The following is a 25,252-nucleotide window of genomic DNA, read 5'->3' on the forward strand; positions in this document are numbered from 1 at the left end:
CGTGAGGTTCGGAGTTCTCGGCCCGCTTTCCATGACGGATTCGCCCGTGAGTTCCCCGGCCGACACGGCGCCGGGAAGAGACCCGGGAGGCGCCGTCGGCCGTCTGCCGTCCGCCCCCAAGACGCGGCAGCTGCTCGCACTGCTGCTCCTGCACACGGGCACTCAGGTCACCCTGGAGACGTGCGTCCACGAACTGTGGGGCGACCACGCGCCGCGCAGCGCCGTCCAGAGCGTGCACACCCGGGTCTTCCAGTTGCGCCGGGCGCTCGCGGCCCGGCCCTCCGTGGGGTCCGTGGAGGCCGCGAAACGCGTCCTCGAAACCCGCTACCAGGGGTACGTGCTGCATGTGCGGCAGGGCGACCTGGACCTGCACGCGTGGGAGGGACACATGGCCCGTGCCCGCCGCGCCCTCGCGGCCGACGACGACGTGACGCTGGCCGCCGCGCTGCGCTCCGCACTCGCGCTGTGGCGCGGACGGCCCCTGGTCGACGTCGAGGCGGGGCGGCACATCCAGGCCCAGGTGGCCCACCTCGAAGGCGTCAGGCTGACGGCGCTGGAGCAGTGCCTGGACGCCGAACTGCGGCTGGGACTCCACCACCAGCTGCTCTCCGAACTGGGCCTGCTGATCTCCCGGTACCCGACCCACGAGAACCTGCACGCCCAGTACATGATCGCCCTCTACCGCTGCGGGCGCACCGCCCAGGCACTGGAGGTCTACCGGGTGCTGAGCCGTCATCTCGCGGACGAACTCGGCATCGAGCCCTCGCACAAACTGCGCACGCTCCAGACCGCCGTACTGACCGAGAACGCGGAGCTGGACGTGCGGCCCCCGCTCAATCTGCGGCTCTCCCTGGATCTCGTCGCCAGCCGCTGACCCGCCGCCGGCCGAACCGGCCACGAGAGGAGAGTCCGTGACACCGGCCCCCCGTCCCGGTGCCCCCACCGCGCCGAGCACCGCCGACAAGCGCCGGATCCGCCGGTTCCAGACCCGGATCACCGTCTGCGCCGGCGGCGGCGAGGTGTGCGACGGCTGGATACTCGGCGTCGTGGGCGCGGCGCTGCCGCTCGCCCGCGACGACCTCGGGCTCAGCTCCTTCGAGACCGGACTCATCGGCGCCGCCACCCTCGTGGGCATCTTCTTCGGGGGGCTCGTCTTCGGGCGGATCACCGACAGGATCGGGCGCCAGCGGATGTACCTGCTCGACCTGCTGGTCTTCCTCGTGGGCTCCCTGCTTCAGCTCGTCGTCGACGGCGCCGCCCAACTCTTCGCCGTACGGCTGGTCATGGGCATCGCCGTCGGCGCCGACTACGCCATCGCCGGGGCGCTCGTGGCGGAGTTCGCGCCGCGCGAGCGACGAGGCCGGCTGCTCGCCTCGCTCATCGCGTTCTGGTACGTGGGCTACACGCTGGCCGCGGCGGTCGGCTTCACCGTCGCCGCCCGGAGCACCGACCCGTCCGTGTGGCGCTGGATACTCGCCAGCAGCGCCCTGCCCTCGCTGGTGGTTCTCGTGGCCCGGCTGGGAACTCCCGAGTCGCCGCGCTGGCTGGCGAGCAAGGGCCGGTACGCCGAGGCGGACGCCATCAGCCGGAAGTGGCTGGGCACGGGCCTCCACGGGACGGCGGCGGACGCGATGCCGACCCCGAGGACGGGCCTCGCGGCGCTGTTCACCCGCCCGTACCGGCGCAGGACCGCGTTCACCAGCCTCTTCTGGCTCTGCCAGGTCACCCCGTTCTTCGCCATCGCGACCTTCGCCCCGCAGGTGCTCGCCTCGCTCGGGGCCGCCGACGAGGGGGTGAGCGAAGTCGTGCTCAACCTCTTCCTGCTGCTCGGCTGTCTGAGCGGGGTGTGGCTGATGGACCGGGTCGGCCGCAGACCGCTGCTCATCCACCCCTTCCTGGTCGCGGCCGGGGCGCTGCTGGTCCTCGGGCTCTGGCCGCAGGGCCCGCGCTGGGTGATCGTCGCCTGCTTCGCCCTCTTCGCGTTGTTCCACGCGGCGTCGAGCACCTTGCAGGCGGTCTATCCCAGCGAGGTCTTCCCCACCGGGATACGTGCCACCGGGATCGGCTTCGCCGCCGCCATGAGCCGGCTCGGCGCCGCGGTCGGCACGTTCCTCGTCCCCATGGCACTCCAGGAATGGGGCGCCGGCGCCGTCATGCTCTGCGGCTGCGCGCTCTCCCTGGCCGGGGCGCTGGTGTCGGCGGCGTGGGCGCCCGAGACGAGCGGTCTGTCCCTGTCCCGGGCGAGCGCGCCGCACGGGGTACCGCCCGGCGGTCCGCGCCGGCCCTCACAGGTCGGCTGAGGCGCCAGCGCCGTGCACATACCTCGCGCACCGGCCTCCGGAGAAGATCCGTGCCGTCCTCCGTCCACCCCGGAGCCGGCCACCGGGATCCACCGCGCCCCGCCCCCCGCACGCACTGACCGACCCCCACGGCTGGAGGGATCGATGGGACACGAACGCCGGGCCGCCGAGATACTCGCGGACAGCGCGGTACTGCGCGGCCTCGCGGCGGAAGGGGTGTCCGTCTGGCTCGGCGACGTGGGCAGGCCGGAGCTGACCAGCGGCTCGTTGCGGACCTGGATCACCACCGTGCGCGTCACCGGGGTCGCGCTGTCCGCGTCGGCGCTGACCCGCGAGTTCCGCCGACGCGAGGACCACGCCTATCTCGACCAGCTCGGCCGCGTCGCGCGGCAGCGGGTCTCGCCGGACGCCATGGTGCGCGCCCTGCTGGCGTACGACGCCCGCTGGGCCTGCGACCTCCTCGCCCACGTGAGCACGGACACCGACGGCCTCGACGGCTGGGTCTGCGGGGAACTCGACGCGCGGCTGGCCCACGACCGCCGGTCCGCGCTCGAAGAGGCCCGTGCCTTCGCCGTGGCGGTGGGCCGCCCGAACTTCCTGGTGACGATCGCGGCCACCGACGCCGGACTCGACGTGGTGCGCGCGTGCGTGGCCGAGGGCATCGGGGTGCACGCCGCCCTCGTTCACTCCGCCGAGCGCTACGGGCAGGTCCTCGACGCCTACTGGGACGGGCTGGACCAGGCGCACCGCGACGGGCGTACGGCCCCCGGCACCTGTGCCGTCTCGCTGGAGGCCGCCGCCGTGGAGGCGGCGGTGGACGAACAGCTCGGCGAGCTCGGCACCACGGCGGCCGGCGCCCTGCGCGGGCGCACCGCCCTCGCCTTCGCCCGCGTGGTCCACGACCTGCACGAGCGCAGGCTCGACTCCCGCCGCTGGCGCGCGCTGCGGAAGGCCGGAGCCCGCCCGCAGCGACTGGTCTGGTCCGGCGCGGGGACGGGCGGGGACCCCGGCGGCCCCGGGCAACTGGCCAGGCACGTACGCCATGTGGAGGAGATCGTGGCCTGGCGGACCGCGCACCTGCTGTCGCCCCTCGCCGTGGCGGAGGCCGCCCGCCGGGCGAGGCCGCACGGCGACTCCCTGTCGGGGGAGGCGGCCGCGGCCCTCGACGTGATGGCGGCACTGCGGCGGCACGGCATCCACCCGGGCTGTCTCGCCGAGGACGTACAGCGGTCACGTCTGCGGGAGTTGGCGCGGGGCCGCGACGAACTGCTCGACGCCGTACGGAGCACCCCGTCCATCAGGACCTACCTGTGAGACCGGCGTCCCTCCCGGCCGCCCGCCGGCCGGCCCGGTGAGCGGCGTCAGGCGCCGACGAGGTCGCCGCCGGTTCCGGTCCGCGCCCGGCGGTCCCGGGCCGGGCGGATCTCCAGCAGCAGGTGTTCGACCCGGTCGTTTCCCTCGTCGACGGTCCGGGTGCGGAGCGTACGCAGCTCCCGGCCGCACTCGGCGGCGATCCCCCGCAGCGCGGCGAGGTCTCCCCGGTCGCTGAAGTGCAGGAGGGCGGTCCCTTCGTCGGTCAGATGGCGCACGGCCTCGGACAGATACCCGCGGTGGGTGCGGTAACCGGCGTCCACGTAGGCCCGTTCGTGGACGGTCCGGTACGCGTAGTCGGACGGCGCCCGCACATAGTTGGAGCTCCAGAACACCCGGTCGAAACGGGCGTTCGGGTCGAGTGCCGAGAACAGGTCGCTGTGCAGCACGGTGACCCGGTCGGCGACCCGGTGCCGTTCCGCGTTGAGCCGGGTGTTCTCGACGGCGTACTCGTTGATGTCCGTCGCGACGACGGACGTACAGCCCAGGAGCGCCGCCTGGACGGCGATGACCCCCGTGCCGCAGCCGATCTCCAGCAGGGACGACGGCGGCGCGGACGACTCGCCGCCGGTCAGTCCGAGGAGCTCGGCGCCCGTCCGCGTGGACGGTGAGTAGAGAGGAGCGAACACCTGGTCGAGCAGATCCCAGCGCCGGCCGAGGAGGGTGAACTCCCGGGGCCTGTCCGGTCGTGTCAGTGAGTGATTGCTACGCTCAAGCGACTTGAGATGACTGCGGACATCCGACATCGAACCTCCCTACAGGGTGGTGAACTACTCCGGGCGAGGCGATTGCCCACAGTTTTCTCGAACAGGACGTGTCCTCGGAAGGTGATCCGGCGACCACCCCGGCGCTCTCGGTGGTGGCTCGACCACAGGGTGTCCCGCCCCGTACGGGGATTGCCGAGGGAAGTGAGGGGCAGCCTCATCCGAAGCGGACGGCGCACCATCGGCCCAGGAAACCGACCCGGACCAAGTGGGGTGGCACGCAGGTGCATTTAGACGAGGAGCCGAGACCCGGGGGAGAGTGGCCGGACGAGGCGGCGGCGATGCTCTCGATTCTCGAACTCCTCGCGAGTGAGGCCCCGCCGGCCCAGGTCGAGGGTGTCGCGCGGCGCTTCGGCAGCGGGCATCCGCGCCCGGACGGCGAGGCCGTACGACGACTGGAGCAGGCCGGGAGCCTGGCGCTGCGGGTGCACGCGCTGCTGGCCCGCCGTCAGCGGCGGGAGGCGGAGCTGTCCGCGCTGGTGGACACCGCGCGCGACCTGATACTCCCCCACCGGCTCGACGCGCTCCTGGAGACCATCACCCGGCGCACCCGGAGCCTGTTCGGCGTGGACATCTCGTACATCAGCTTTCGTGACGCGGAGGCGGACGCCAGCGTCGTACGGACCGCCGAAGGCCATGCCTCCGCGCTCACCGTCGGCTACCGGGTGCCGCACCACTCGGGACTCGGCGACGCGGCGACCGAACGGGGCGTCCCCATCTGGACCCCCGACTACCTGTCGGACACCAGCTTCCGGCACACGGGCGTCCTCGACCACGTGGTGCGCGCGGAGGGGATCCGGGCCATCATCGCCGCACCGCTGGCGGTCGGCGGCGAGACCTTCGGGGTGCTGTACGCGGCCGACCGGAACGTGCGCCACTTCAGCGTCGGGGACGTCTCCCTGATGAGTTCGCTCGGGGGCCTGGCCGCCGCGACCATCGAGAAGGCCCGCGCCCTGGAACGCGTCCGCGCCGAGGTCGTCGGCCTGGCCGATGTCCGCCGGCTCGCGGAGCTGCACAGCAGACTGATCGACCTCGCGCTCGGGGGCGGCAGCTTGCAGACGCTGACGGCCGAGGTGGCCGAGGCCCTGGACGGGGCCGTGCTGGTACGGGACATGGAGCACCGCGGGCTGGCGTCCGTCGGGCGGTTCCCCGAGATCGACGAGAGCGACATCCGGGCGGCCGTCCGGAGCACCTCGGGGCCGGGCACGCCGGTCGCGCACCGCGCCGGATCGGCGGTGTGGGCCGCGCCGGTCATGGCGGGCGGCGAAGCGCTCGCGGTGCTGCTGCTGCACCCCCGGGAACCCCTGGACGATCCCGGTGGACGCCGTATGGCTCTGGCGGCGCAGGCCGTGGCCGTGCTGCTCCAGGTGCAGCGCAGCGAGGCGACGGCGGCGAGCCCCTTCCGGGACGAACTGTTCGACGACCTGCTGGCGGTGGAGCGACGGCCGCTCAAACAGCTCGAACTGCGGGCGAACAGGCTGGGCATCGACCATGAGCAGCCGTTCGTCGTGGTGGTCGTGCGGCCCGGCGGCGGCGCCACCGGGCGGACGGCGAGCTGGGCCGCGTCGTACGCGCGCCGGATGGGAGGGCTCCGGAGCATCCGGCGCGGCTGTGTCTCCCTGCTGCTGCCGGTGTCGTCCGCGCCCGCGCCGGGCGCCGGCGGCGGAGCGGGGGTCTTCGCCCGCGCGGTGTGCGAGCAGCTGACCGGGCTGCTGGGGCATCCGGCGACCGTGGGCGCGGGCGGGCCGGTCCTGGGGCTGGGCCAGATCCGGGGGGCGCATCAGGAGGCCATGCGCTGTCTGGAGGCGCTCGTCGCGCTCGGCAGTACGGGCACGGGCGCGGCGGCGGAGGATCTGGGGTTTCTCGGTGTCCTGCTCTCGGACGACCGTGACGTGGCGGCCTTCGTCGAGTCGACGGTCGGGCCCGTGCTCGACTACGACGCGGAACGGCTGACCGATCTGACAAGAACGCTCGACGCGTTCTTCGTCTCCGGCGCCAGCCCCACCAAGGCGGCGGAGCTGCTGCACGTGCACCCCAACACGGTCTCCCGGCGGCTGGAGCGGGTGACCGATCTCCTCGGCGCGGACTGGTCGAAGCCGGAGAAGGCCCTGGAGGTGCAACTGGCCCTGCGGCTGCACCGGACGCAGGACGTCCTGCGTCAGCAGCGGCCGGGCGACCGGGCGGCGGACTCCCCCGCTCAGGCCGACAGCTCGCACACCTCGGCGCCCCCGCCGTACGGTGACTGACCGGCGGCGCCCGTCGACGTCAGCGCGGAGATCGCGTACGCGCACGAGGCGAGGGTCATGTGCCGGTGCCATCCCTGGAGCGACCGGCCCTCGAAGTCCCGCAGCCCGACCGACCCGCCGAGGGTGCGCCAGCCCCGGCCGACCTGCTCGGAGAGCCGGGTGAGGCCCAGGAGGGCGGGCGGGGACACCGTACGGGCGTTGGACAGCCACACCTCCGCCGGCGGGCGCAGCGGATCGTGCCACACCCCGAGGGCGGTGAGCGGTCCCCGGTCCGGCCCTTCGTCCGCGAGCCGTACCAGGGCGGTCGCGAAGGCGGTGGCCGGTCTGCCGGGACCGGTGGCCGGCCGGGTGTCCCGCAGTCTCGGCGACGCTTCGAGAATCCGGCGCAGCGGGGCGGGCCGACGGCCGTGACCGCCCGGCGCCGGACGTCCGGCGGTGACCTCCAGGTGCCCGCCGACGCGTACCGCGAGGGGGAAGCGGGCCCCCAGGTGCCCGGCCGCGAGGGACCGCTGCTCGGGAATCCCGCTCAGATCGAGCAGCGCGGGCCGTCGCGGGTCGCCCCAGTCGCGGATGTCGCCGAGGAGCCCGGCGACACTGTCGCGCGGGCCGGTGTCCGCCGCGCCGTCGTCGTTCCACCGCCCGGTCAGCCGCAGCCGCCAGCTCACCGGCGCCGTCAGCCGCGCGGACGCGAACCACATGCCGTACGCCTGCTGGCCGTTGACCAACTGGCGGGCGTCGGGCGAGAAATGCCGTCCCACTCCGACGCTGTGCTCGCCCGTCTTGGGTATCGACACCGGCTTCAGCACCCAGGCGGAGGGACCGCCCGTGGTTTCCAGCGAACGGGTGAGGGTGCGGCGCAGCGGCGTGCACTCCCACCGCGAGCCGGTGACGAAGTGCCGCAGCCGCTGGGCGTCGTGGGGGGCACCGACGGCGGACGCGATGTTCGCGATGGACTTGCGTCCGTTCGCTCTCAGCAGCCCGTCCACGTACTGACGCGCGCGGATGCGCTGGTCGTACCGGCGGAATTCGCTGAACAGGGCGGCACAGAGCCGGGTGGCGATGTCTTCCATGACATACCAGGCTTCTGGCGTCCGGCCCCGGGGGCGAGGTGCGAGGAACACACTCCCGCCGTGCGGGCGTGGTGGCCCGCTCACCGGCCCCGCCGATTCGGGGCCGGTCCGGTGCCCGGCACGGGCCGGGCGGCGGTGGCGGGGCCACCGGCCGCCCTGCCGGTGCCTCATGTGTCCCCGTCGAGGAAGTCCACGAGGGCGGCGAGCAGGTCCCCGGGCGCGTCCAGCGGCACGAGGTGCCCGGCACCGGGCACGAGGCGCAGCCGCGCGCCGGGAATCAGTGACACGAGTTCGTGGGCCTGGGCGACGGGGAGCCAGGAGTCCTCCTCGCCCCAGCACACGGTGACGGGGATGCCGATGTCCGGGTAGAGCTTCTGGATCTCGTCGGTGTGGCGCTGGTCGGCCTGGGCGATCTGCCGGTAGAAGGCCGCCTGCCCGGTCTCGTCGCTCCACGGCGCGGCCAGGGCTTCGGCCTGCTCCGGGCGCAGTCCGCGATGGCTCGCCGAGCCGATGTACTCGTGGACGAGCGCGCGGTGCAGTGCGAGCGGCAGCCGTGCCAGGACATGCGGGTACTCCGCCACCAGCCGGAAGAACGGCGAGCCCCAGGGCGCGAGGGCCACCGGGTCGACGAGTGCCAGCCGCCGGTAGGGGACGCCGTGCAGCAGATGGGCCCGCAGGGCGACACAGCCGCCGAAGTCGTGGGCGACGACGGACGGATCGGACAGCCGCCAGTGGTCCGTCAACGCGGCGAAGACCTCGCCCTGCGAGGCGAGGGAGACCTCCTGGCCGTCGGTCTTCTCGGACGCGCCGTAGCCGGGCATGTCCCAGACGTAGACCTCGTGGCCCCGGTCGGCGAGCGCGCGGGCGATCTCCCGCCACACGTACGACGAGAACGGAGTGCCGTGCAGCAGTACGACGGGCTCACCGCCCCGCGGCCCCAGCCGGTCCCACCGGACGGTCCCCGAACCGCTGTCGAAAACCTCGTGTAACTCCCAGTCGTGCAAGGCTCAGTTCCTCCGTGCCGTCGTCGCCGTGCCCCGGGTGCCGGGTCAGGGCCTTTCCACCGGTGCGTCGTGGGCAGTCTTTCACCTGGTGGGGGCTCCTTCGGGTCGGCGTGCCCGCCGCGTCGTCGGGGGCCGGCCCGGTCCGCGGCCGTACGGGCCCGGCCGAAGCGGCCGTTCACGTGGTCGGCGGTCCGGGAGCCGGCCGGCCGGGAGAACATCGCGTCGGTGAGGCCGTGTTCGACGATGCGGCCGGGGTGCCCTGCTCGGCGAGGAGAAAGGCACAACAGTCGGAGACGCGGGCGGCGTGCCGCGGGTTGTGAGCGACGGTGACGACGGTGATCCCGCCGGACAGTTCGGCGATCGTCTCCTCCACCTGCCGGGTGGATGTCGGGTCGAGCGCCGAGCACGGCTCGTCCGTCAGCGGGACCTGCGGCCGGACCACCGGTGAGCGCGCGACGCACAGCCGCCGCCGCTGACCGCCCGGGAGCGCGCCGCCGGGCCGGCGCCGGCCGTGAAGGTCTCACCGCGCCGCAGTTCGTCGATGTGCGTGAAGGGACCTCCGTACGCGGCCTTGGCGGCCCCTGACGACGCCGATGACGCACCGGCCGGGCAGGGCCGTGTCCCGGCGGTGCCCGCGGGCCCGGTGAGCACGCCCGAGGTGGCGAACGACGCGCTTGGCCGTGCATGCCGTTCACCCGCGTCGGCCCGGTGAGCGCGTCCACTCCGAGCCCCGCCGTTTCGGCGTGGTGGCGTCAGGGAGAGGGTTCCGTCCACAGGCGCGGGCCGCCGCCGTCGCGCAGACGGCGCAGGAAGGAGAGGACACCGGCGCTGCCGTTCGCCCACCCCGGTCCGGACGCGGCGAGGGTGTTGTCGGGGAACAGGGGCCGCCTCGGGGTGCCCCCGCTCCGTGCCAGGATCAGTCCCGCCACGTCCTCGGCGGCGCGGTGGAGCCGGTCGTCGCCGGTGACGGCCGCGGCGTCGAGGAGCACCTCACCGACGCCGGACAGTCCGCAGCACTGGGAGACCGGGCTCATCCGGGGCGCGAGTGCGCGGCACGCCCGCGCGCACCGTACGCCCAGGTCCGTCGCGTCCGTGTTCCCCTCGTACCCGCCCGTCCCGATCAGGAGGGTCCCGATCCCGGCGAGTCCTCGGCACCAGGACCCGTAGCGCCGGTGTGCCTCGGGGCGGGCGGCCAGCTCCAGCAATCTCGGGGTGTGCGACATCAGCCGGGCCAGGTCCCGGCGGGCGGCGGCGCCGGCGGCCGGATCGCCGGTGAAGCGGTGGTAGGCGTGCAGGAAGTGGATGACGCCCGCGCTGCCGTGGGCGAAGCCGAACGTGAACGCCGCCTCGGACGAGGCCGCAGAGTGCTGCGGTCGCGGGTCCTCCCCCGTGCCCCGCGCGGCCAGCAGCGTACGGGCGCACTCCCCCGCCGCCGCCAGCCGGGCGTGGAACTCCTCGTCCCGGCCCGCCGCGTGCGCGCGCCGGGCGAGCGTCAGCAGTCCGGTCCCGGCGCCCGCCGCGCCGCCGATCTGGTCGCCGGTGTCGTCGTACGGGCGCGGGTCCGGGCGCGGGCTCCGAGGGGCGGCGTACACCGGTTCACCATTCGGCGCCGCGGCGGTGAGGAAGAGGTCGACACCGGTACGGCCCACGTGGAGCGCGGCGGTCAGGGCGGGCAGCGCGGGGTGGTGCGCGGTCCGGTGGGCGAGATCGGCAACGGCCCCTGGTACGCCGGGGTGTTCCGTGTGGTGCAGCAGTTCCAGGCCGACGCCGGCCGCCCCGTCGTAGAGCGTGAGTCCGGAGCCCGGCGTGTCGTGCCGGGAGCCCGGTCCGGCGGGAAGCCCGGCGGCGGCGCGCACGCAGCCGGCGACGGTGTGCGCGATCAGGTCGTCCAGCAGACCTCGGGTGAGGGCGGGCGGGGACGGGAAACCGCGTCCGGCCGCGACCGGGGCTTCCGCCGGGCCCTTTCGGCGCCACCGGTCCGCGCAGGCGGTACGCCGTGCGGGGTCGGGATCCATGAGCCCGGCGACGAGTTCGCGGGCCGGCCGGTGGGCGGCGTCCGGGAGCGCGGCGGCCAGGCAGGCGAGGGTGCGCTCGCGGTTGACGGCGTCGTCGGGGTCGACGACCACCGGGTCCATGCCGGTCAGCGCGAAGTGCAGGGTCGCGCCGAGCGCGTACAGGTCGTCGGCCGGTCCGGGCGGCCCGCCGGCCCGGTGGGCGGGCATCGAGTAGCCCGGCGTACCGCCCGTCGGCCGGTCGCCGCGCAGTGCGCTGACGCCGAAGTCCACCAGGTGCGCGGTACCGTCCGCGCCGAGCACCACGTTGGACGGTTTGAGGTCGACCATCACGACGCCCCGGGCGTGCACGCCGTCGAGCAGGGTGAGCAGACGGTGTGCGAGGGCGGCGTATCCGCGCCCGGCCGTGTTCCCGCCGTCGGGTCCGGAGATCGCGGGCGTGCGGGTGGTGTCCGGCCGGTAGGGCCCGTGGCCGAGTACGTCGCGGCGCAGGTCGCGGGGGCCGCTGTCGGTGGTGACGAGGTACTCGTCGTCGCCGTGCCGGACGTGGTCGCGGAGGCGGGGTACGCCGTCGACGCCGGACAGCGCCGCCAGGACCGCGTGCTCGTGGCGCAGCCGCCCGCGCGCGTCGACACCGTCGGTGTCCTCCCCGGCGTGGGCCCTGGCCTGTTTGACGATCACCCGCTCGCCGGTCCCGGTGTCGACGGCGCGGTAGATGTCGCCGTGCGGGGAGCGGGCGATCCCCGCGGTGAGCCGGTAACGGGCGCCGATCAGGCGGGCGGGGCGGCCCGGGGGCCGGTCGTCCGGCCGGAACGGGTCGGCGGCCCAGGGCGGTTGGCGGTAGCGGGTGCCGGCGCGCCCGGGGAAGCGGTCGCCGCCGGGGCCGGTCATGGTCAGGGCGGCATCGTCGGGGCCGGTGGACCGGAACGGGCCGTAGCGGTAGTAGACGGGCGCGTCGGGCCGGACACGCCGGTCGCTGAGCACCCGGGGGCCGGGGCGGCCGGCCAGCAGGTCGGCGAGTTCACCGCCGAGTGCCGTCACGTCCTCGGGGCGCGGATAGACGGTGACGGCCTTGCCGACGAGCGCGGGATCGGGCACGCCGCTGTTCATCGCGCCCAGTACCGCCGCGTCGCGGGCGAACTTGGCGTCGCAGGTGTACCGGAGCAGCACGGGCACGATCAGCTCCACGAGCGGTGCCAGATCGTCCGCGCGGGCGGAGACGTGGAGCTTCCAGCCGTGGTCCGGGACGCCGTCCGCGAGGGGGCGGGCCGCGAACAGGCAGAGCCACCGGCCGTCGGTGACCAGCCGCCTCCCGCAGCCGGCGAGCAGTGGCGTGAGCCGTTCCGTGAGGCCCGCTCCGGAACCGGCGGGCCGGTGCGCCACGACCTCGCGCGCGCCGGACCCGTCGGCTTCGGCCGGAGCCGTCCCGGCCGTCATCCGCCGTCCTCTGCTAGTCGCAGGCGACGCGCGTCGTCGCCGTCGGCCAGGGCTCAGGCAGACACGCCTCGATACCGCGGGCGGGGTCGCTCAGTTCCTCGAACGGGATCTCTTCTTCCTCCACGGCCACGTCGAGGGGGCCGGCGTCACGGATCTGAAGTGCCAGTGGGCTCATGACGGTCCTTGTCTGTGCGAAGAGGCGGAGGGGACGGCTCGCGGCGCCACGGGCCGTCATGCTCCTGACAGTTTCAGCACGGGCGACCGCGCGCGCAAGATGGAGAACACCCGCGACAACCGGCGGCCCCCGGCCCCGGGCCCGCCGTCAACGCCCTTGCCCGGAAAGGAACTTGTGGTGCGGCCCCGGGGACACCTCCGTCAGGAGCCGCCACCGGCGTCCCCGGGTCGGGGGACCTGGGCCTTCGGTCCTTGCTCCCCGCCCAGTGCCCAAAACGACCAAGGGCCCGATTCGGATCGCTCCGAATCAGGCCCTGATCCGCCGATCATTCCCAGTCCGGCTCCCGCGGCACCGAGTCTCCGGTGGCCCGCCGACAAGGCCGGCGGACCACCACGCCGCCGGACCGCCGGCCAGGCGTGGCCGGGTACTCAGGGGCGGTCGCTGCGCCCCGGGCGCGCGGCTCCGTGACGCCGATGTCAGATGGAAGGGCTGCCGGTGAAGTCCGTGCTGTAGTCGCCCTGTCCATCGTTGTTGTGGTTGTAAACCATCGTGGCGTCGGCCGTGAGGGGCGACGATGCCGATGACCAAGGCACCTGACAGGGCCTGATGCCGCTGTTGATGTTGTTCACCTCGTCCTTGAAGTCGCAGACAGCTCCCTTCTGGACGACGTCGTACTTCTCCAGCCGGAGGTGGAGCTGCAGCTTCTCGAAGTCGACGGCGTACCCGCCGTGCTCCCAGTCGAACGTGGCTTCCGCTCGGTACACGCCGGTCGAGTCCTTCTGCACACAGACGCGGACGTCCAGGTAGAGGTCGTCCCCGGGGGTTCCGACCACCTTCTGGGTGGTGGTGCATTCGCTCTGGACGACGGCGGCGCTCGCCGGACTGGCCAGGCTGAGCACGGTACCCATCGCGAGCGCTGCTATCGCTGTCTTGGCCATGCGTGACGGCAAGATGTCCCCAGGTGTGTGCGAGGTTATGAATGTGTCATGATCGTGAACGAGTATGCGCAGATTCTCCTTAGGTCGGCAAGGTCGTTTGAGGGGAAGTCGTGGGAAAGCCAGCCCACTTGGCCAGTCGAGGGCAGCAGATGCGAGTTGAGTCCGGAACCCGATGGCGACGACGGCATCGCCCACGGAGGAGATCCGGTCAGTCACGTGCGGCGGCCGGGGCGGGCCCCTTCAAGGAGGGCCGGAGCACTTCGGCGCGGCGCATCGTCCAGGACCTGTTCAGGATGTTGTTGCACGGTGCGGCCGGGTGGCAAAAGGTTGTGCTGTTTCAGGGTTGAGAAGCGACCGATCTACCAAGATGCTTTGCGATGTCTTGACCAGATGACCAAGAGTGAATGTGGGGAAAGCATGACCATCCGTTCACGCACTGTCAGAGTCCTGGCGGCCGCTGCTTTGATTGCCGGTGGACTGACTGCCGCGACCGGCACGTCGGCCGCTGCGGCATCCCTGAGTTGTCCTCAATCCTGGAGCGACAAGAGTTGGTTCACGGGGACGGTCTCGGGAACCAACGTCAACTACCGCACCGGCCCTCACACGAATTGCACTGCGTACGGGCAGTGGTCGAACGTCCCCGTCGACCACCACTGCTGGGCCACCGGCACTTTCGTGAACGGGAGTTCACAGTGGTGGCACGTACAGCGAGTGGGGACTTCGCAGCAGGGCTGGGTGCACGAGTCGTACATGAGCGTCACCTCCGCCACGGCCTCGATGCGCTGCTAGGCGCTCTCGGGCTCCCCTGGCCCGGCCCGCGTGGGCGGGCCGGGATCGGCCCGGACCGACCACTCGGGTCTCGGGCATCCGGCCCAGGCCCTCGGTTGCAGATTCTGGGAGAGGGCCCCTCCCCAACCGAGCGGCACGCACGCCTGATCGAGATTGCCGGCCGCCGCGTTCTCGGCAGCCAAGCCGAGCATCAATGTGAGGCTGTTCAGCGTCCCGCCCTCCGCGCCGTGGGTCGGTAGTCCGGCACGACCTCACAGGACAGCCCCGGCGGACCCTCAGCGTCGGCCGCGGTGCCGGGCCAGTCCAGAAGGCCCTCGGAGTGCTCGGGTCACAGGAACAGCAGCCGGCACGGTCGCCGTGCTCTCGCAGCGCATCGACGGACACAACGGGCAGAATCTGAAGGCGGTATGACAGCCTTCGCGGGCAGCGTCACACTTGTGCCACGCTCACGCTCCGTCAGCGTGACACGGATCGCAGCCGTTGGAGCCAGGATCAGTGGTTCTCGGGGCGGGCACGGCGGGGAGAACGGCGAGCGCCCCGGCGGCTTCGGGCTCGGCGGCGAGCCGGGCCGCTGGCCCTCACCCTAGGCCGCTCGCGCACCCTGCTAAGGCTTCCCTTGACCGTCGTCTTGATGGCTGTGATGACGATCGTCAGCTCCGGGTCCCGCTCTTTGCAGCCGTCCATCGCGGCGAGGACGTCTTCCAGCGACAGGTCGGCGTCGACACCGAGGTCGGCCGTCGTGGCGAGGCAGGCGTCACACGGCCGCCGGTACCAGCCGTCCAGGTCGCGGCCGTTGTCGTACCGGACCCACGCCTCGTTCGGCGCGAGGTCGTAGCCGAGCTCCTGGGCGTAGGCGACGGTGGGCGTCGGGTACCAGGCCGGGCCCTCGGGGGCGGTCGCCCTCCGGCGTGAACGGGGAGGCAGCAGGCCGCCGTCCAGCTCCACCAGCTCCTTGCGGGCCTTCGCCTTCGACAGGTCGATGTGGGACAGGTCGACCAGCCAGGGACCGGGCGGCTTCGGGTCGAACGCGGGGGCCACGACGTGCGTCGGCTCGCCGAGGCCGATGTTCGGCCCGTTGGCGCCTGCGGCGTTGGGGGCCGGTCACGGGGGTCGGCTTGCACACGTCCGGGCTTCCGGTCCCCCGGGTGCAGGGACTCGGGCTTCCGGGCACGGTACGGGTGCGGACCGTGCCGCGGGCGCGCCGACGGGCTGTGCGCGCCGGGGATGTGCGGATGGCCATGAGGAGGGAATCCATCCCGCAAACTGGGGCTGCCCCGGTTCAGGGGGTGACCATGAGTGCCTCGATCGACCGGTTCTCACCCGTCGTGCCGACCGTGACGCGGCCGCCCGCCACCCAGCCCTGCCAGCCGTAGCCGCTCAGGTGTGCGTTGGCCGCCACGCTTCCGCTCTGGGTCTGGAACTCGACGGCCTCGATCGTGAGGGACCGGCCGGCGGTGCCGATCTCCAGGGTCGCGCTGTCCCCGGCGCAGATCCAGGACTGCCAGCCGATCGTGGAGACGTGCGCACGCGCGCACAGACCGGACATGCCGATCGTGACGAACCGCAGCGCCTCCACGGCCCTGCCCTCGCCCGTGGTTCCCGCCGTCGCTCCGTTGCAGGAGTACGCGTTCTCCCAGCCGATGCCCGCGACGTGCGCCTGGTAGCAGACCACGCGATTGGCCGCGGCCTGCGCCGTGTCCGCGCCCGGCTGCCCCCTCCCGGCGGCCCCGGCGCTCCCGGTCCCCACGAGCGACCAGCCGAGAGCGAGCAGGGCGCCTGCAAGAGCCATCGTCGGTGACTTGCGCATGGGTCATCCCCTCCCGGGGCCGGCACGACTTCGGCAACCAGCGGCAGTGCGTGCCCAAGGATGTGCAACCGCTCTCCCTCCGGTCAACACCGCGTGCACCCCGCAGGCGCCTGGCTTACGGGGCTGACTCTTCCCCCAATGACCAAGGGCCGGTTTCGGGTTGCCCCGAAACCGGCCCTGAACTGCGACTGTCTCCAGTCGGGACGACAGGATTTGAACCTGCGACCCCTTGACCCCCAGTCAAGTGCGCTACCAAGCTGCGCCACGTCCCGGTGGTTCCGCCGGCCAAGGATCCCTCCGGCGGTCACAGTGGAGAACTTTACCCCACCCCGGACCGGCCGAAGGCCGCCCGTGGGGTGGGTGGGGCGGGGACAATCGGGGGATGGCGGAGAAGCGGCGGGACCGGGACACGGAAGGGCGGGCGCGGAACGCGCGGCCGAGGGACGGGCTGGGGCGGCCCCTGCCGTACGGGGCGCCCGGGGTCGAGCGGGCTCCCGAGGGGGTGGTGCGGGCGCCGGGTGAGACGGTGCGGGAGGCGCAGCGGCTGCTCGACGCGGGGATGCCGTTCCACGCGCACGAGGTGTTCGAGGACGCGTGGAAGTCGGGGCCCGCCGAGGAGGAGGCCCTGTGGCGCGGGATGGCGCAGCTCGCGGTGGGGCTGACGCACGCCGCCCGGGGCAATCCGACGGGCGGGGCGCGGTTGCTGCTGCGGGGCGCCGAGCGGATCTCCGGGTACGGGGCGCCGTACGGGATCGACGTCCCCGGCCTGTTCTCCTGGGCCCGGGAGCTGGCGGGGCGGCTGGGGGACGTCTCGGTGGACGCGGCCGTCGAGGCACCGCGCCTGACGGGGTCCGGCCGGTCCTGAGACCCCGGCGGTCAGTCCTCGACCAGGACGACCTCCAGGGTGCGGGGGCCGTGCACGCCCTCGACCCGGTCCAGTTCGATGTCGCTGGTCGCCGACGGGCCGGAGATCCAGGTCAGCGGGCGGGTCGGGTCGATCCTGGGCATCGCCCGCGGCACGGAGGCGACGACCTGTTCGGGTACCCGGACCACGCAGATGTGGTGGTCGGGGACGAGTGAGATTCGGCGCCGGCCCTGGTCGGGCCCGCCGTCGAGGACGATCGTGCCCGTCTCGGCGATGGCCAGGGCGCACCCGGTGACGACGCTGTCCACCTCGTCCAGTTCCCGTGCGGTGGACGCCTCCCGGTCGTGGATCCGGACCGGGTCGGCGGACGCGAGCCAGTGCGGGGGCAGGCCCGGTGGTACGAGGACCGTACGGGAGCCGTTCTCGGCGAGCAGGCGCATGAGCAGGTCCGGCAGTCCGGCGGAGTCGGTGCGGTGGACGAGGGCGCGGTAGTCGGCGAGGTTCTCGGCGAGCAGGTCGGCCACGGCGGCGGTCAAGGTGTCGGGGGTGTGCGTGTCGAGGTAGTCACGGGTGGCTTCCGGGGCCTCGGGCGCGTCGGCGACTGCCGCGCGGATACGGGCCAGGACCCGCTCGCGGGTGCTGCCCGTTCCGGAGCCGGAGCCGGGCACGCGGTCCGGGCCGGGTGCGGCGGCCGTCGCCGACGCGGAAGCGGGGCCGGGTGCGGCGGCCGTCGCCGACGCGGGAGCGGGGCCGGGCGCGGCGGCGGGACCGGACACGCGGTCTGGGCCGGGTGCGGGGCCGGACGCGGAGGCCGTCGCCGACGCGGGGTCGGACACGGAGGCGGGGACCTGAGATTGGCCGGTCGCCGGGTCGGACGCGCGGTCCGGGCCGGGCGCGGAGGCCGGAGCACGGCCGGACGCGGGGTCGGGCGTGGTGGTCATCAGGGGTTCTTCCCGTCCGTCTGCGACGATGTGCCGTCCGCCTGCGGCTGCCGGTTCTTCTTCCACCAGTCGCGGAACGGCTCCGCCGGCAGCTCCGGCAGTTCCCGGCTCTGTGTCCACGCCCCCGCGCCCGGCAGTCTCGACGGATGCAGCTTGCGGGTCTTCGACGCCACCCGCTCCCCCGCGCCCAGCACCCCGGGACGGTCGAGCACCCAGCCCGCCGCCTTGATCGCGGCCCGCTCCAGCCGGTGGCCCTTGCCGCCCTGGTCGGCGACCCGCTCCCGCAGGTGGACCAGCACCTCGGGAATGTCGATCGCGACCGGGCACACCTCGTAACAGGCACCGCACAGCGACGACGCGTACGGCAGGGACGCGTCGATCTCGCTCCCTGTGCCCCGGAGCTGCGGGCTGAGGATCGCGCCGATCGGCCCCGGGTAGACGGAGCCGTACGCGTGCCCGCCCGCCCGTTCGTACACCGGGCAGACGTTGAGACACGCCGAGCAGCGGATGCAGCGCAGCGCCTGGCGGCCGACCTCGTCGGCGAGCGTGTCCGTGCGGCCGTTGTCGAGGAGGACCAGATGGAAGGTCCGCGGGCCGTCACCGTCGGTGGTGCCCGTCCACATCGAGGTGTACGGGTTCATCCGCTCGGCGGTCGACGAGCGCGGCAGCGTCTGGAGGAACACCTCCAGATCCCGCCAGCTCGGCACCACCTTCTCGATGCCCACGACGGAGATCAGCGTCTCGGGCAGTGTCAGGCACATCCGGCCGTTGCCCTCGGACTCGAAGACGACGAGCGTGCCGGTCTCGGCGACCATGAAGTTGGCGCCGGAGATCCCGACCTTCGCGCGCAGGAACTTCTCCCGGAGGTGGACCCGGGCCGCCTCCGCGAGTTCCGCCGGGACGTCGGAGAGCCCGGCGGGCGCGGCCCGCCCCCAACCGGCCATCTTCTCGCGGAAGATGTCGCGGATCTCGCCGCGGTTGCGGTGGATCGCGGGGACCAGGATGTGCGAGGGGCGGTCGTCGCCGAGCTGCACGATCAGTTCGGCGAGGTCGGTCTCGTACGCCGCGATGCCCTCGGCCTCCAGCGCCTCGTTGAGGCCGATCTCCTGGGTGGCCATCGACTTGACCTTGACGACCTCGGTCTCGCCGGTGGCCTTGACCAGGTCGGCGACGATCCGGTTGGCCTCGGCGGCGTCGGCCGCCCAGTGCACGGTGCCGCCGGCCTCGGTGACCTTGGACTCCAACTCGACCAGGTAGCGGTCGAGATGACGGAGCGTATGGTCCTTGATCTGCTTTCCGGCCTCGCGCAGCCGGTCCCAGTCGTCGAGTTCGGCCACGGCCTTGGCGCGTTTGTCGCGGATGGTGTGGGTGGCGTGCCGCAGGTTGGCGCGCAGCGTCTTGTTGTGGACCGCCTCCTTGGCCGCGCGCGGGAAGGACGGCATACCGACGAACGTCCCGCTCATGCGAGGGGCTCCTCTCGGGTGCTCGCCAGGATGTCGGCGAGATGCAGGGCGCGCAGCGGTGCGGCCTCGCGGCGCAGTACGCCCCCGATGTGCATGAGGCAGGAGTTGTCGGCGCCGCACAGGACGTCGGCCCCGGTGGAGACGGCGTTACGGACCTTGTCCTGCCCCATCGCGGTCGAAACATCGGAGTTCTTCAGAGCGAAGGTGCCGCCGAAGCCGCAGCACTCCTCGGCGCCGGGCAGTTCGCGCAGCTCCAGCCCGTCGACGGCTTCCAGCAGCCGCCGGGGCCGGTCGCCGAGGCCGAGGAGCCGCAGCCCGTGGCAGGACGGGTGGTAGGTCACGGTGTGCGGGAAGTAGGCCCCGACGTCGGTCACCCCGAGCACGTCCACGAGGAACTCGGTCAGCTCGTAGGTGCGGGTGGCGAGCGACGCGGCGGAGGCGTCGCCGATCTCCGGATAGTGCCGGCGGACCATGGCGGCGCAGGAACCGGACGGGGTGACCACGTACTCGTACCCCTCGAAGGCGGCCGTGGTCCGGCGTACCAGCGGCTCGGTCTCGCGCCGGTAGCCGGTGTTGAACTGGGGCTGGCCGCAGCAGGTCTGTGCCTGGGGGAAGTCGACCTCCACCCCGAGGCGTTCGAGGAGCCGCACGGTCGCGATCCCGGTGGACGGATACACCGCGTCGTTGACGCAGGTGACGAAGAGGGCGACACGCATGGGCGGAGCATAAGCCGTCGTCAGGGGCGAACGTAAGCCCCACGCAATCATTCATCCGATGTCTTGGCTGTGGCGGCAGCGGGCGTCGCCAGGGGGACGCGGCCATGAGGCAGACTCGGGCCGGTGAGACACCTCTATGTGATCGGTATCGGCGCGGGCGACCCGGATCAGCTGACCCTCCAGGCCGTGAAGGCCCTGAACCGGGTGGACGTGTTCTTCCTCCTCGACAAGGGCGCGGAGAAGTCCGACCTGATCCGGCTGCGGCACGACATCCTCGCGGAGCACGTCGCGGAGGGCCGGGAGTACCGGCTGGTCGAGGCGCGCGACCCGGACCGTGACCGGACCGCCGGGGGGGCCGCCTACTCCCCGGCCGTCGGCGACTGGCGCAGCCGGCGCGCGGACATCTACGAGCGGATGATCGGTGAGGAGCTGGGCGAGGACCAGGTGGGGGCGTTCCTGGTGTGGGGCGATCCGGCGCTGTACGACTCCACGCTCGGCATCCTGGACGAGATCCTGGAGCGCGGGACGGTGCCCTTCGACCACGAGGTGATCCCCGGCATCAGCAGTGTCTCGGCGCTGCTCGCGAAACACCGCACCGGTCTGAACCGGGTGGCGCGCCCGGTGCAGATCACCACGGGCCGGCGGCTGGCGGAGGCATGGCCGGAGGGGGTGGACGACGTGGTGGTGATGCTGGACGGGCACCAGTCGTTCCGCCACTACCTGGCGGAGAACCCGGTGATCCACTGGGGCGCGTACGTCGGTACGCCGGACGAGATCCTGGTCTCCGGGCGGCTGGCGGAGGTCGCGGACCGCATCGTGGAGCTGCGGGCGGCGGCCCGCGCCCGCAAGGGCTGGATCATGGACACGTATCTGCTGCGGCGGGACTGAGCCCGAGCCGGGCAAGCGCGCCCCGTACGTCGGGCACCTCCGGCACACCCTCGGGCGACGGGGGCCGCTCCACCACGACGACGGGCAGGCCGAGTTCACGGGCGGCGGTGAGTTTCGCGGCGGTGGCCGCGCCGCCGCTGTCCTTGGTGACGACGACGTCGACGCGGTGTCCGAGCAGGAGCGCGGTCTCACCTTCGACGGTGTACGGGCCGCGGTCGAGCAGGACGCGGACGTCACGCGGCAGGGGCGGCGCGGGAGGGTCGACCGTACGGACGAGGAAGTGCGTCCCGTCCAGTTCGGACCCCGCGAAGGCGGCGAGCCCCTGACGGCCGACGGTGAGGAAGACGCGCCGCGCGCCGAGGACGGGGAGCAGGGCGGCGGCGTCCGCGAGGGAACGGGCGGGGTGCCGGCGGTCGCGCGGGTCGGCGGGCCAGCCGGGGCGGCGCAGCGCGAACAGCTCGACCCCGGCGACGGCCGCCGCGCGGGCGGCGTGGGCGCTGATGGTGGCGGCGAAGGGGTGCGTGGCGTCGACCAGGACGTCGACACGGTGCGCGACGAGCCACGCGGCGAGGGCCTCGGGCCCGCCGAAGCCGCCGAGGCGGATCTCTCCGGCGGGGGTGGCGGGGTTGGCGACGCGCCCGGCGAGGGAGGTGGTGACGTGCAGATGGGGGGCTTCGGCGGCGAGCACGTCGGCGAGCCGACGGGCTTCGGCGGTGCCGCCGAGGATGAGCACGCGCGGGCGGGACATGGGGACGAGGCTACGGGGGCGGTACGGGTACGAGGAGACGGCCCCGGCGCGTACGGCCACCCCGTCGGTGTCGCGGCTGCGCTCCGGCGCGCGGCGGAGCCAGGTCGCGCGGGCCCGCTGTTCGTGGCGGAGGTGAGCGAGGCCGATCTCGACCACCGGGGTCAGCCCGAACCGGAAAGTGGACCACGCCGTGCGTCCTCCAGATGAAGTCGTATGGACAACCGGCCGTCATAGCATGGGTCTTGGGGGACGGCGACGTGTCGGGGCGCCGTTGTTGATCGGGAGGACCGGGGACCATCAGGGAACGCATCGCGGCCGTGTTCGGGGTTACGCAGGGAAGCGGGTATCTGCTCTCGTCACGCGTTGTCCTCACCGCACGGCATCTGTTGGACGTGGGCACGGAGACGACGGTGGTGGTGCCGGGCGGGCGTGGGCGTATCCGCTGCCGGACCGTGTGGGCCGGCAGGAGGTCCGGGGACGACGTGGCGCTCCTGCTCGCGGACGAAAGACTGGTGTCGGACAACGCCTCGGAGGCGTTTCAGACCAGTCTGTTCGCCCGTGTCGAGGGTTCCACTCCGCTGCTGAACTGCTACGCCCTCGGCTTTCCCCAAGTAGGCAGGTACGACGGCCAGAAGCTGGACTCCGAGCAGTTCGTCGGCACGATCAAGCCGGGTTCGGGCAGGATGCGCGACGAGTACGTCGTGGAGGGGGCCGGCACCCCTCCGGCCCCTCGCGAAGACGGGGAGTCGCCGTGGGCCGGGATGTCCGGCGCACCGCTCTTCTCCGGCAGACACCTCATCGGCGTGGTCACCAAGGACGTCTCGGGCTGGCAGCACAGTCGGCTCACTGCCCTGCCCCTGGAAAGGCTGCCCGAACTGCCCGATTTCGTCGGCATCTGCGGCGCCTATCTCGGCAAGCCCCTGCACTTGGCCACGCTGCGCCAAACCCTTGACCACTCGGCCTCGTTCGAGGATCGGTACCGCGACTATGTGACCGAGACGTTCGGCGAACTGAGCATCTTCGGCCTGGACTTCAGCCGGTCCGAACACGCGCAGTGGCCGCTCGACTCCGCCTATCTCAGTCTCGAACTCGTCCACGGGGAGGGCGGGGAACGCGCGACCCCCGAGCGGGGCCGGGTCGAGTCCGCCCTGCGCGACCGGCATCGTGTGCTGCTGCGGGGTGCGGCCGGATCCGGCAAGACCACTCTCGTGCAGTGGCTGGCCGTGAACGCGGCACGGGATTCGTTCCCCGACCAACTCACCCACCTCGGTGGACGGGTCCCCGTCGTCCTGCCGCTGCGCACGCTGGTGCGCGGTGCGGCACTGCCCGCGCCGGGGGACTTCCTCAGCGCGGCGGGGCATCCGCTGAGTCCGCCCGCCGGATGGATGGAGGCGGTGCTCACCGAGGGGCGTGGTCTCCTTCTCGTGGACGGCGTGGACGAGATGCCGGAAGCCGACCGGGCGCGAACGAAGCAGTGGCTCGTCAAGCTGCTCGCCGCCTATCCGCGCACGGCCGTCGTGGTGACCACCAGGCCGACGGCGGTCGAGGACAAGTGGCTGGACCGCAAGGAGTTCACCGAGTTCCAGTTGCTGCCGATGAACCGGCGGGACGTCACCGCGTTCGTGCACCGTTGGCACACCGCGGCGCGCTCGATCACCCGGCGGGACTCCGAACGAAGTGAACTCGACGCGTACGAGCAGCAGTTGCTGTCCACCCTGCCCCGCAAGCAGGACTTGGCCCGGCTCGCCACCAACCCCCTCATGTGCGCGATGATCTGCGCCCTGCACCGCGACCGGCGCGGGTTCCTGCCGGACAGCAGGATGAAGCTGTACGGCGCGGCGCTGACGATGCTCCTGGTACGGCGCGACCACGAACGGGCGATCGGAGCCCCGGAAGGTCTGACGGTCGCCGAGGAAGAACAGCAGAAGATTCTTCAGGAAATCGCCTACTGGATGATCCGCAACGAGATCGCGGAGGCGGAACAGGAGGACGTGATCGGGCTGATCGCCCGGATTCTGCCGGCGATGCCGCAAGTGGCGACGCCCGAGGACGCTCCACAGGTCTTCCGGTTCCTGCTGCACCGGAGCGGGCTCCTGCGCGCCCCGACGGCGCGCACGGTGGACTTCATCCACCGGACGTTTCTGGACTACCTGGGGGCGCGGGCGGCCGTCGAGGCACAGGACATCAACATGATCGCCTCACATGCCCATGAGGCGCAGTGGGAGGACATCGTCCGGATGGCCGTCGGCCATGCCCGGGACAGTGAACGGGCGGCACTGCTCACCAAGCTCCTGGCGTCGGGGGACGCCGTTTCCGAGACCTCGCACAACATCATGGCGCGAATCCACTTGCTGGCCGCCGCGAGTCTGGAGCACGCGACGAGCCTCGATCCGGCGGTCCGTACCGAGGTTGAGCGACGGGCCGCCGCGTTGATCCCGCCCAAGAACGAGGAAGAGGCGAACCGGCTGGCCGACGCCGGCCCACTGGTGCTGGATCTGCTGCCCGGACCCGAGGGTCTGTCAGACGTGGAAGCGGCGGCAGTGGTGAGGACGGCGCAGTTGATCGGCGGGGATCACGCGTTGCAGGTGCTTCGTGAGTACGCCCGGCATCCGGCGCACGGTGTTCGGGTCGAACTCGTCTATTCCTGGGCCTCGTTCGAATCGACGGCTTTTGCCGAGACCATCCTCGCCCGTATGGACACCTCTGATCTGGCGGTCGCGGTGCACTCCTCGGAGCAACTCGCGGCTCTGCACCTGATGCGAAACGCACCCTGGGTGACATTCAACGGAGATCTGTGTCCTGAGGACATCGCGGGCGCCATCCGAGCAGTCGCAGCCCGCAAGGTCACGGTATTCGACAACAACCGGCTCAAGAGTCTCAGCGCGTTCAGCGAAACGGCCGCCTCCCTCGCCGAACTGCTTCTCGTCTCGTGCCCCGAGGTCAAGGACTACACCGGTCTTTCGAGACTGAACCTGGAAACCTTCGGCGTGCACGGCACACTGCCCGCGCAGGCGCTGTCCGGACTCGACGCCGCCGCGAATCTCCGCAAACTCACGCTCAACGTACTCGGTGACGACGCCCGGCCGGACATGCTGGATCTGCCCGCCCACTTGCCCACGCTTCCGTCGGTCACTCAGCTTGAGCTCGTCCTGCACTTCGACAGGGACGTCGATGCCGCGCTGCTCGGGACGCGCTTCCCCAACGTGCGACGGCTGTACCTGCAAATGGCGTCCCACGGACACGCCGACGTGGACCTCTCGGCCCTGACATGGGTTCCCGAGATCACGGCCCTGATCCTCGGTGATTCCCTGCACCTCAAAGGCACCGAACTCCTGTCCATCCGCCAAGTGACGCCACCCGAGGAGGACCCCTCATGACCCCCGACCCCCTCCCCCGCATCGACCTCACCCAAGCCGTGCGGGTCGTCCGCGACCAGCTCATGGCAGCCGCCTCACACGGCGCCGGCCAGGATCTCCGGTTCGACGTCGGGGAGATCCAGATGGAGTTCGCCGTCGAGTTGCGGCACGACACCCGCGTCAAGGGCGGCGTCAGGGCATGGGTGGTCTCCGCCGACGTGGACGCCGGGCGCGGGGCCGCCCACACCCACAAGGTCGCGTTCACGCTCAAGCCCAAGAACGCCCGTACCGGCGGCGACTGGGAGATCGGCAACGACGGCCCCGACGCCGACACCTCCGCGTTCGGCGGCAGCTAGCAGGGA

At 72.5% G+C, this 25,252-nt stretch carries 20 protein-coding genes, 1 tRNA gene and 1 pseudogene; 9 read left to right on the forward strand and 13 right to left on the reverse strand.

Features of this window, described 5'->3' with window-relative positions; translation table 11 throughout:
- Positions 1 to 46: 46 nt before the first annotated feature.
- The 3 genes from OG875_RS02585 to OG875_RS02595 all read left to right on the forward strand — a co-directional run bounded on the left by OG875_RS02585 (position 47) and on the right by OG875_RS02595 (position 3,614).
- Positions 47 to 874, forward strand: a complete 828-nt coding sequence (locus OG875_RS02585; RefSeq protein ID WP_330172571.1) for an AfsR/SARP family transcriptional regulator — start codon at positions 47 to 49, stop codon at positions 872 to 874.
- A gap of 37 nt (positions 875 to 911) precedes the next feature.
- Positions 912 to 2,300 (forward strand): MFS transporter, encoded by a 1,389-nt coding sequence (locus tag OG875_RS02590; protein WP_330172572.1) that lies wholly within the window; start codon positions 912 to 914, stop codon positions 2,298 to 2,300.
- A 144-nt stretch (positions 2,301 to 2,444) separates the two neighbouring features.
- Positions 2,445 to 3,614, forward strand: coding sequence for a transaldolase family protein (locus OG875_RS02595; protein ID WP_330172573.1), 1,170 nt, complete (start codon positions 2,445 to 2,447; stop codon positions 3,612 to 3,614).
- Positions 3,615 to 3,661: 47 nt separating this feature from the next.
- On the opposite strand, the gene OG875_RS02600 is transcribed toward OG875_RS02595, so the two are convergent.
- Positions 3,662 to 4,417, reverse strand: a complete 756-nt coding sequence (locus tag OG875_RS02600) for a 50S ribosomal protein L11 methyltransferase (protein WP_330172574.1) — start codon at positions 4,415 to 4,417, stop codon at positions 3,662 to 3,664.
- Between the two features lie 299 nt (positions 4,418 to 4,716).
- On the opposite strand from OG875_RS02600, the gene OG875_RS02605 reads away from it, so the two are divergent.
- Positions 4,717 to 6,681 carry a helix-turn-helix domain-containing protein gene (locus OG875_RS02605; protein ID WP_330172575.1) on the forward strand — a complete coding sequence of 655 codons (1,965 nt, stop codon included), beginning with the start codon at positions 4,717 to 4,719 and terminating at the stop codon, positions 6,679 to 6,681.
- Here OG875_RS02605 and OG875_RS02610 read toward each other — a convergent pair.
- Positions 6,633 to 7,751, reverse strand: coding sequence for an IS701 family transposase (locus OG875_RS02610; RefSeq protein ID WP_330172576.1), 1,119 nt, complete (start codon positions 7,749 to 7,751; stop codon positions 6,633 to 6,635). The two genes, OG875_RS02605 and OG875_RS02610, sit on opposite strands and share 49 nt — an antisense overlap.
- Positions 7,752 to 7,918: 167 nt before the next feature.
- Positions 7,919 to 8,755 (reverse strand): alpha/beta fold hydrolase, encoded by an 837-nt coding sequence (locus OG875_RS02615; protein WP_330172577.1) that lies wholly within the window; start codon positions 8,753 to 8,755, stop codon positions 7,919 to 7,921.
- A gap of 326 nt (positions 8,756 to 9,081) precedes the next feature.
- Between OG875_RS02615 and OG875_RS02620 the strand changes: the two genes are divergently transcribed.
- Positions 9,082 to 9,231, forward strand: a complete 150-nt coding sequence (locus tag OG875_RS02620) for a hypothetical protein (protein ID WP_330172578.1) — start codon at positions 9,082 to 9,084, stop codon at positions 9,229 to 9,231.
- Between the two features lie 276 nt (positions 9,232 to 9,507).
- On the opposite strand, the gene lanL is transcribed toward OG875_RS02620, so the two are convergent.
- From lanL to OG875_RS02650, 6 genes and pseudogenes are all read right to left on the reverse strand, one after another.
- A complete protein-coding gene (gene lanL, locus OG875_RS02625) occupies positions 9,508 to 12,204 on the reverse strand; it encodes a class IV lanthionine synthetase LanL (protein WP_330172579.1) in 2,697 nt (898 codons plus the stop codon).
- Between the two features lie 13 nt (positions 12,205 to 12,217).
- A complete protein-coding gene (locus OG875_RS02630; protein WP_330172580.1) occupies positions 12,218 to 12,379 on the reverse strand; it encodes an SflA family class IV lanthipeptide in 162 nt (53 codons plus the stop codon).
- 476 nt (positions 12,380 to 12,855) lie between these two features.
- The gene (locus OG875_RS02635; RefSeq protein WP_330172581.1) at positions 12,856 to 13,287 is read right to left on the reverse strand and encodes a hypothetical protein; all 432 of its coding nucleotides are present in this window, start codon (positions 13,285 to 13,287) and stop codon (positions 12,856 to 12,858) included.
- A gap of 1,375 nt (positions 13,288 to 14,662) precedes the next feature.
- A pseudogene (locus OG875_RS02640) lies at positions 14,663 to 15,195 on the reverse strand (telomere-associated protein Tap); the annotation flags it as partial.
- A gap of 190 nt (positions 15,196 to 15,385) precedes the next feature.
- Positions 15,386 to 15,913 (reverse strand): hypothetical protein, encoded by a 528-nt coding sequence (locus OG875_RS02645; RefSeq protein WP_330172582.1) that lies wholly within the window; start codon positions 15,911 to 15,913, stop codon positions 15,386 to 15,388.
- A 198-nt stretch (positions 15,914 to 16,111) separates the two neighbouring features.
- Positions 16,112 to 16,185: transfer RNA gene (locus tag OG875_RS02650), tRNA-Pro, on the reverse strand.
- A gap of 110 nt (positions 16,186 to 16,295) precedes the next feature.
- On the opposite strand from OG875_RS02650, the gene OG875_RS02655 reads away from it, so the two are divergent.
- A complete protein-coding gene (locus OG875_RS02655) occupies positions 16,296 to 16,778 on the forward strand; it encodes a DUF309 domain-containing protein (RefSeq protein WP_330172583.1) in 483 nt (160 codons plus the stop codon).
- 11 nt (positions 16,779 to 16,789) lie between these two features.
- Here the strand turns inward: OG875_RS02655 and OG875_RS02660 are convergent, their stop codons facing one another.
- The 3 genes from OG875_RS02660 to OG875_RS02670 all read right to left on the reverse strand — a co-directional run bounded on the left by OG875_RS02660 (position 16,790) and on the right by OG875_RS02670 (position 19,898).
- Positions 16,790 to 17,446: a LutC/YkgG family protein gene (locus tag OG875_RS02660; RefSeq protein ID WP_330177576.1), complete on the reverse strand. Its 657-nt coding sequence runs from the start codon at positions 17,444 to 17,446 to the stop codon at positions 16,790 to 16,792.
- A 272-nt stretch (positions 17,447 to 17,718) separates the two neighbouring features.
- Entirely contained in the window at positions 17,719 to 19,182 is a 1,464-nt protein-coding gene (locus OG875_RS02665; RefSeq protein WP_330172584.1) for a LutB/LldF family L-lactate oxidation iron-sulfur protein, read from the reverse strand.
- Positions 19,179 to 19,898, reverse strand: a complete 720-nt coding sequence (locus OG875_RS02670) for a (Fe-S)-binding protein (protein ID WP_330172585.1) — start codon at positions 19,896 to 19,898, stop codon at positions 19,179 to 19,181. The genes OG875_RS02665 and OG875_RS02670 overlap by 4 nt, the downstream gene beginning before the upstream one ends.
- Positions 19,899 to 20,021: 123 nt before the next feature.
- Here OG875_RS02670 and cobF point away from each other — a divergent pair, with 123 nt between their 5' ends.
- Complete coding sequence (cobF, locus tag OG875_RS02675) at positions 20,022 to 20,786, forward strand: precorrin-6A synthase (deacetylating) (RefSeq protein ID WP_330172586.1); 765 nt, start codon at positions 20,022 to 20,024, stop codon at positions 20,784 to 20,786.
- Here cobF and OG875_RS02680 read toward each other — a convergent pair.
- Complete coding sequence (locus OG875_RS02680) at positions 20,755 to 21,534, reverse strand: cobalt-precorrin-6A reductase (RefSeq protein ID WP_330177577.1); 780 nt, start codon at positions 21,532 to 21,534, stop codon at positions 20,755 to 20,757. The two genes, cobF and OG875_RS02680, sit on opposite strands and share 32 nt — an antisense overlap.
- Before the next feature lie 317 nt (positions 21,535 to 21,851).
- On the opposite strand from OG875_RS02680, the gene OG875_RS02685 reads away from it, so the two are divergent.
- Complete coding sequence (locus OG875_RS02685; RefSeq protein ID WP_330172587.1) at positions 21,852 to 24,911, forward strand: NACHT domain-containing protein; 3,060 nt, start codon at positions 21,852 to 21,854, stop codon at positions 24,909 to 24,911.
- Entirely contained in the window at positions 24,908 to 25,246 is a 339-nt protein-coding gene (locus tag OG875_RS02690; RefSeq protein WP_330172588.1) for a trypco2 family protein, read from the forward strand. Before OG875_RS02685 ends, OG875_RS02690 begins: the two co-directional genes overlap by 4 nt.
- Positions 25,247 to 25,252 lie beyond the last annotated feature (6 nt).

Source organism: Streptomyces sp. NBC_01498 (assembly GCF_036327775.1).
Classification (GTDB): Bacteria; Actinomycetota; Actinomycetes; order Streptomycetales; family Streptomycetaceae; genus Streptomyces.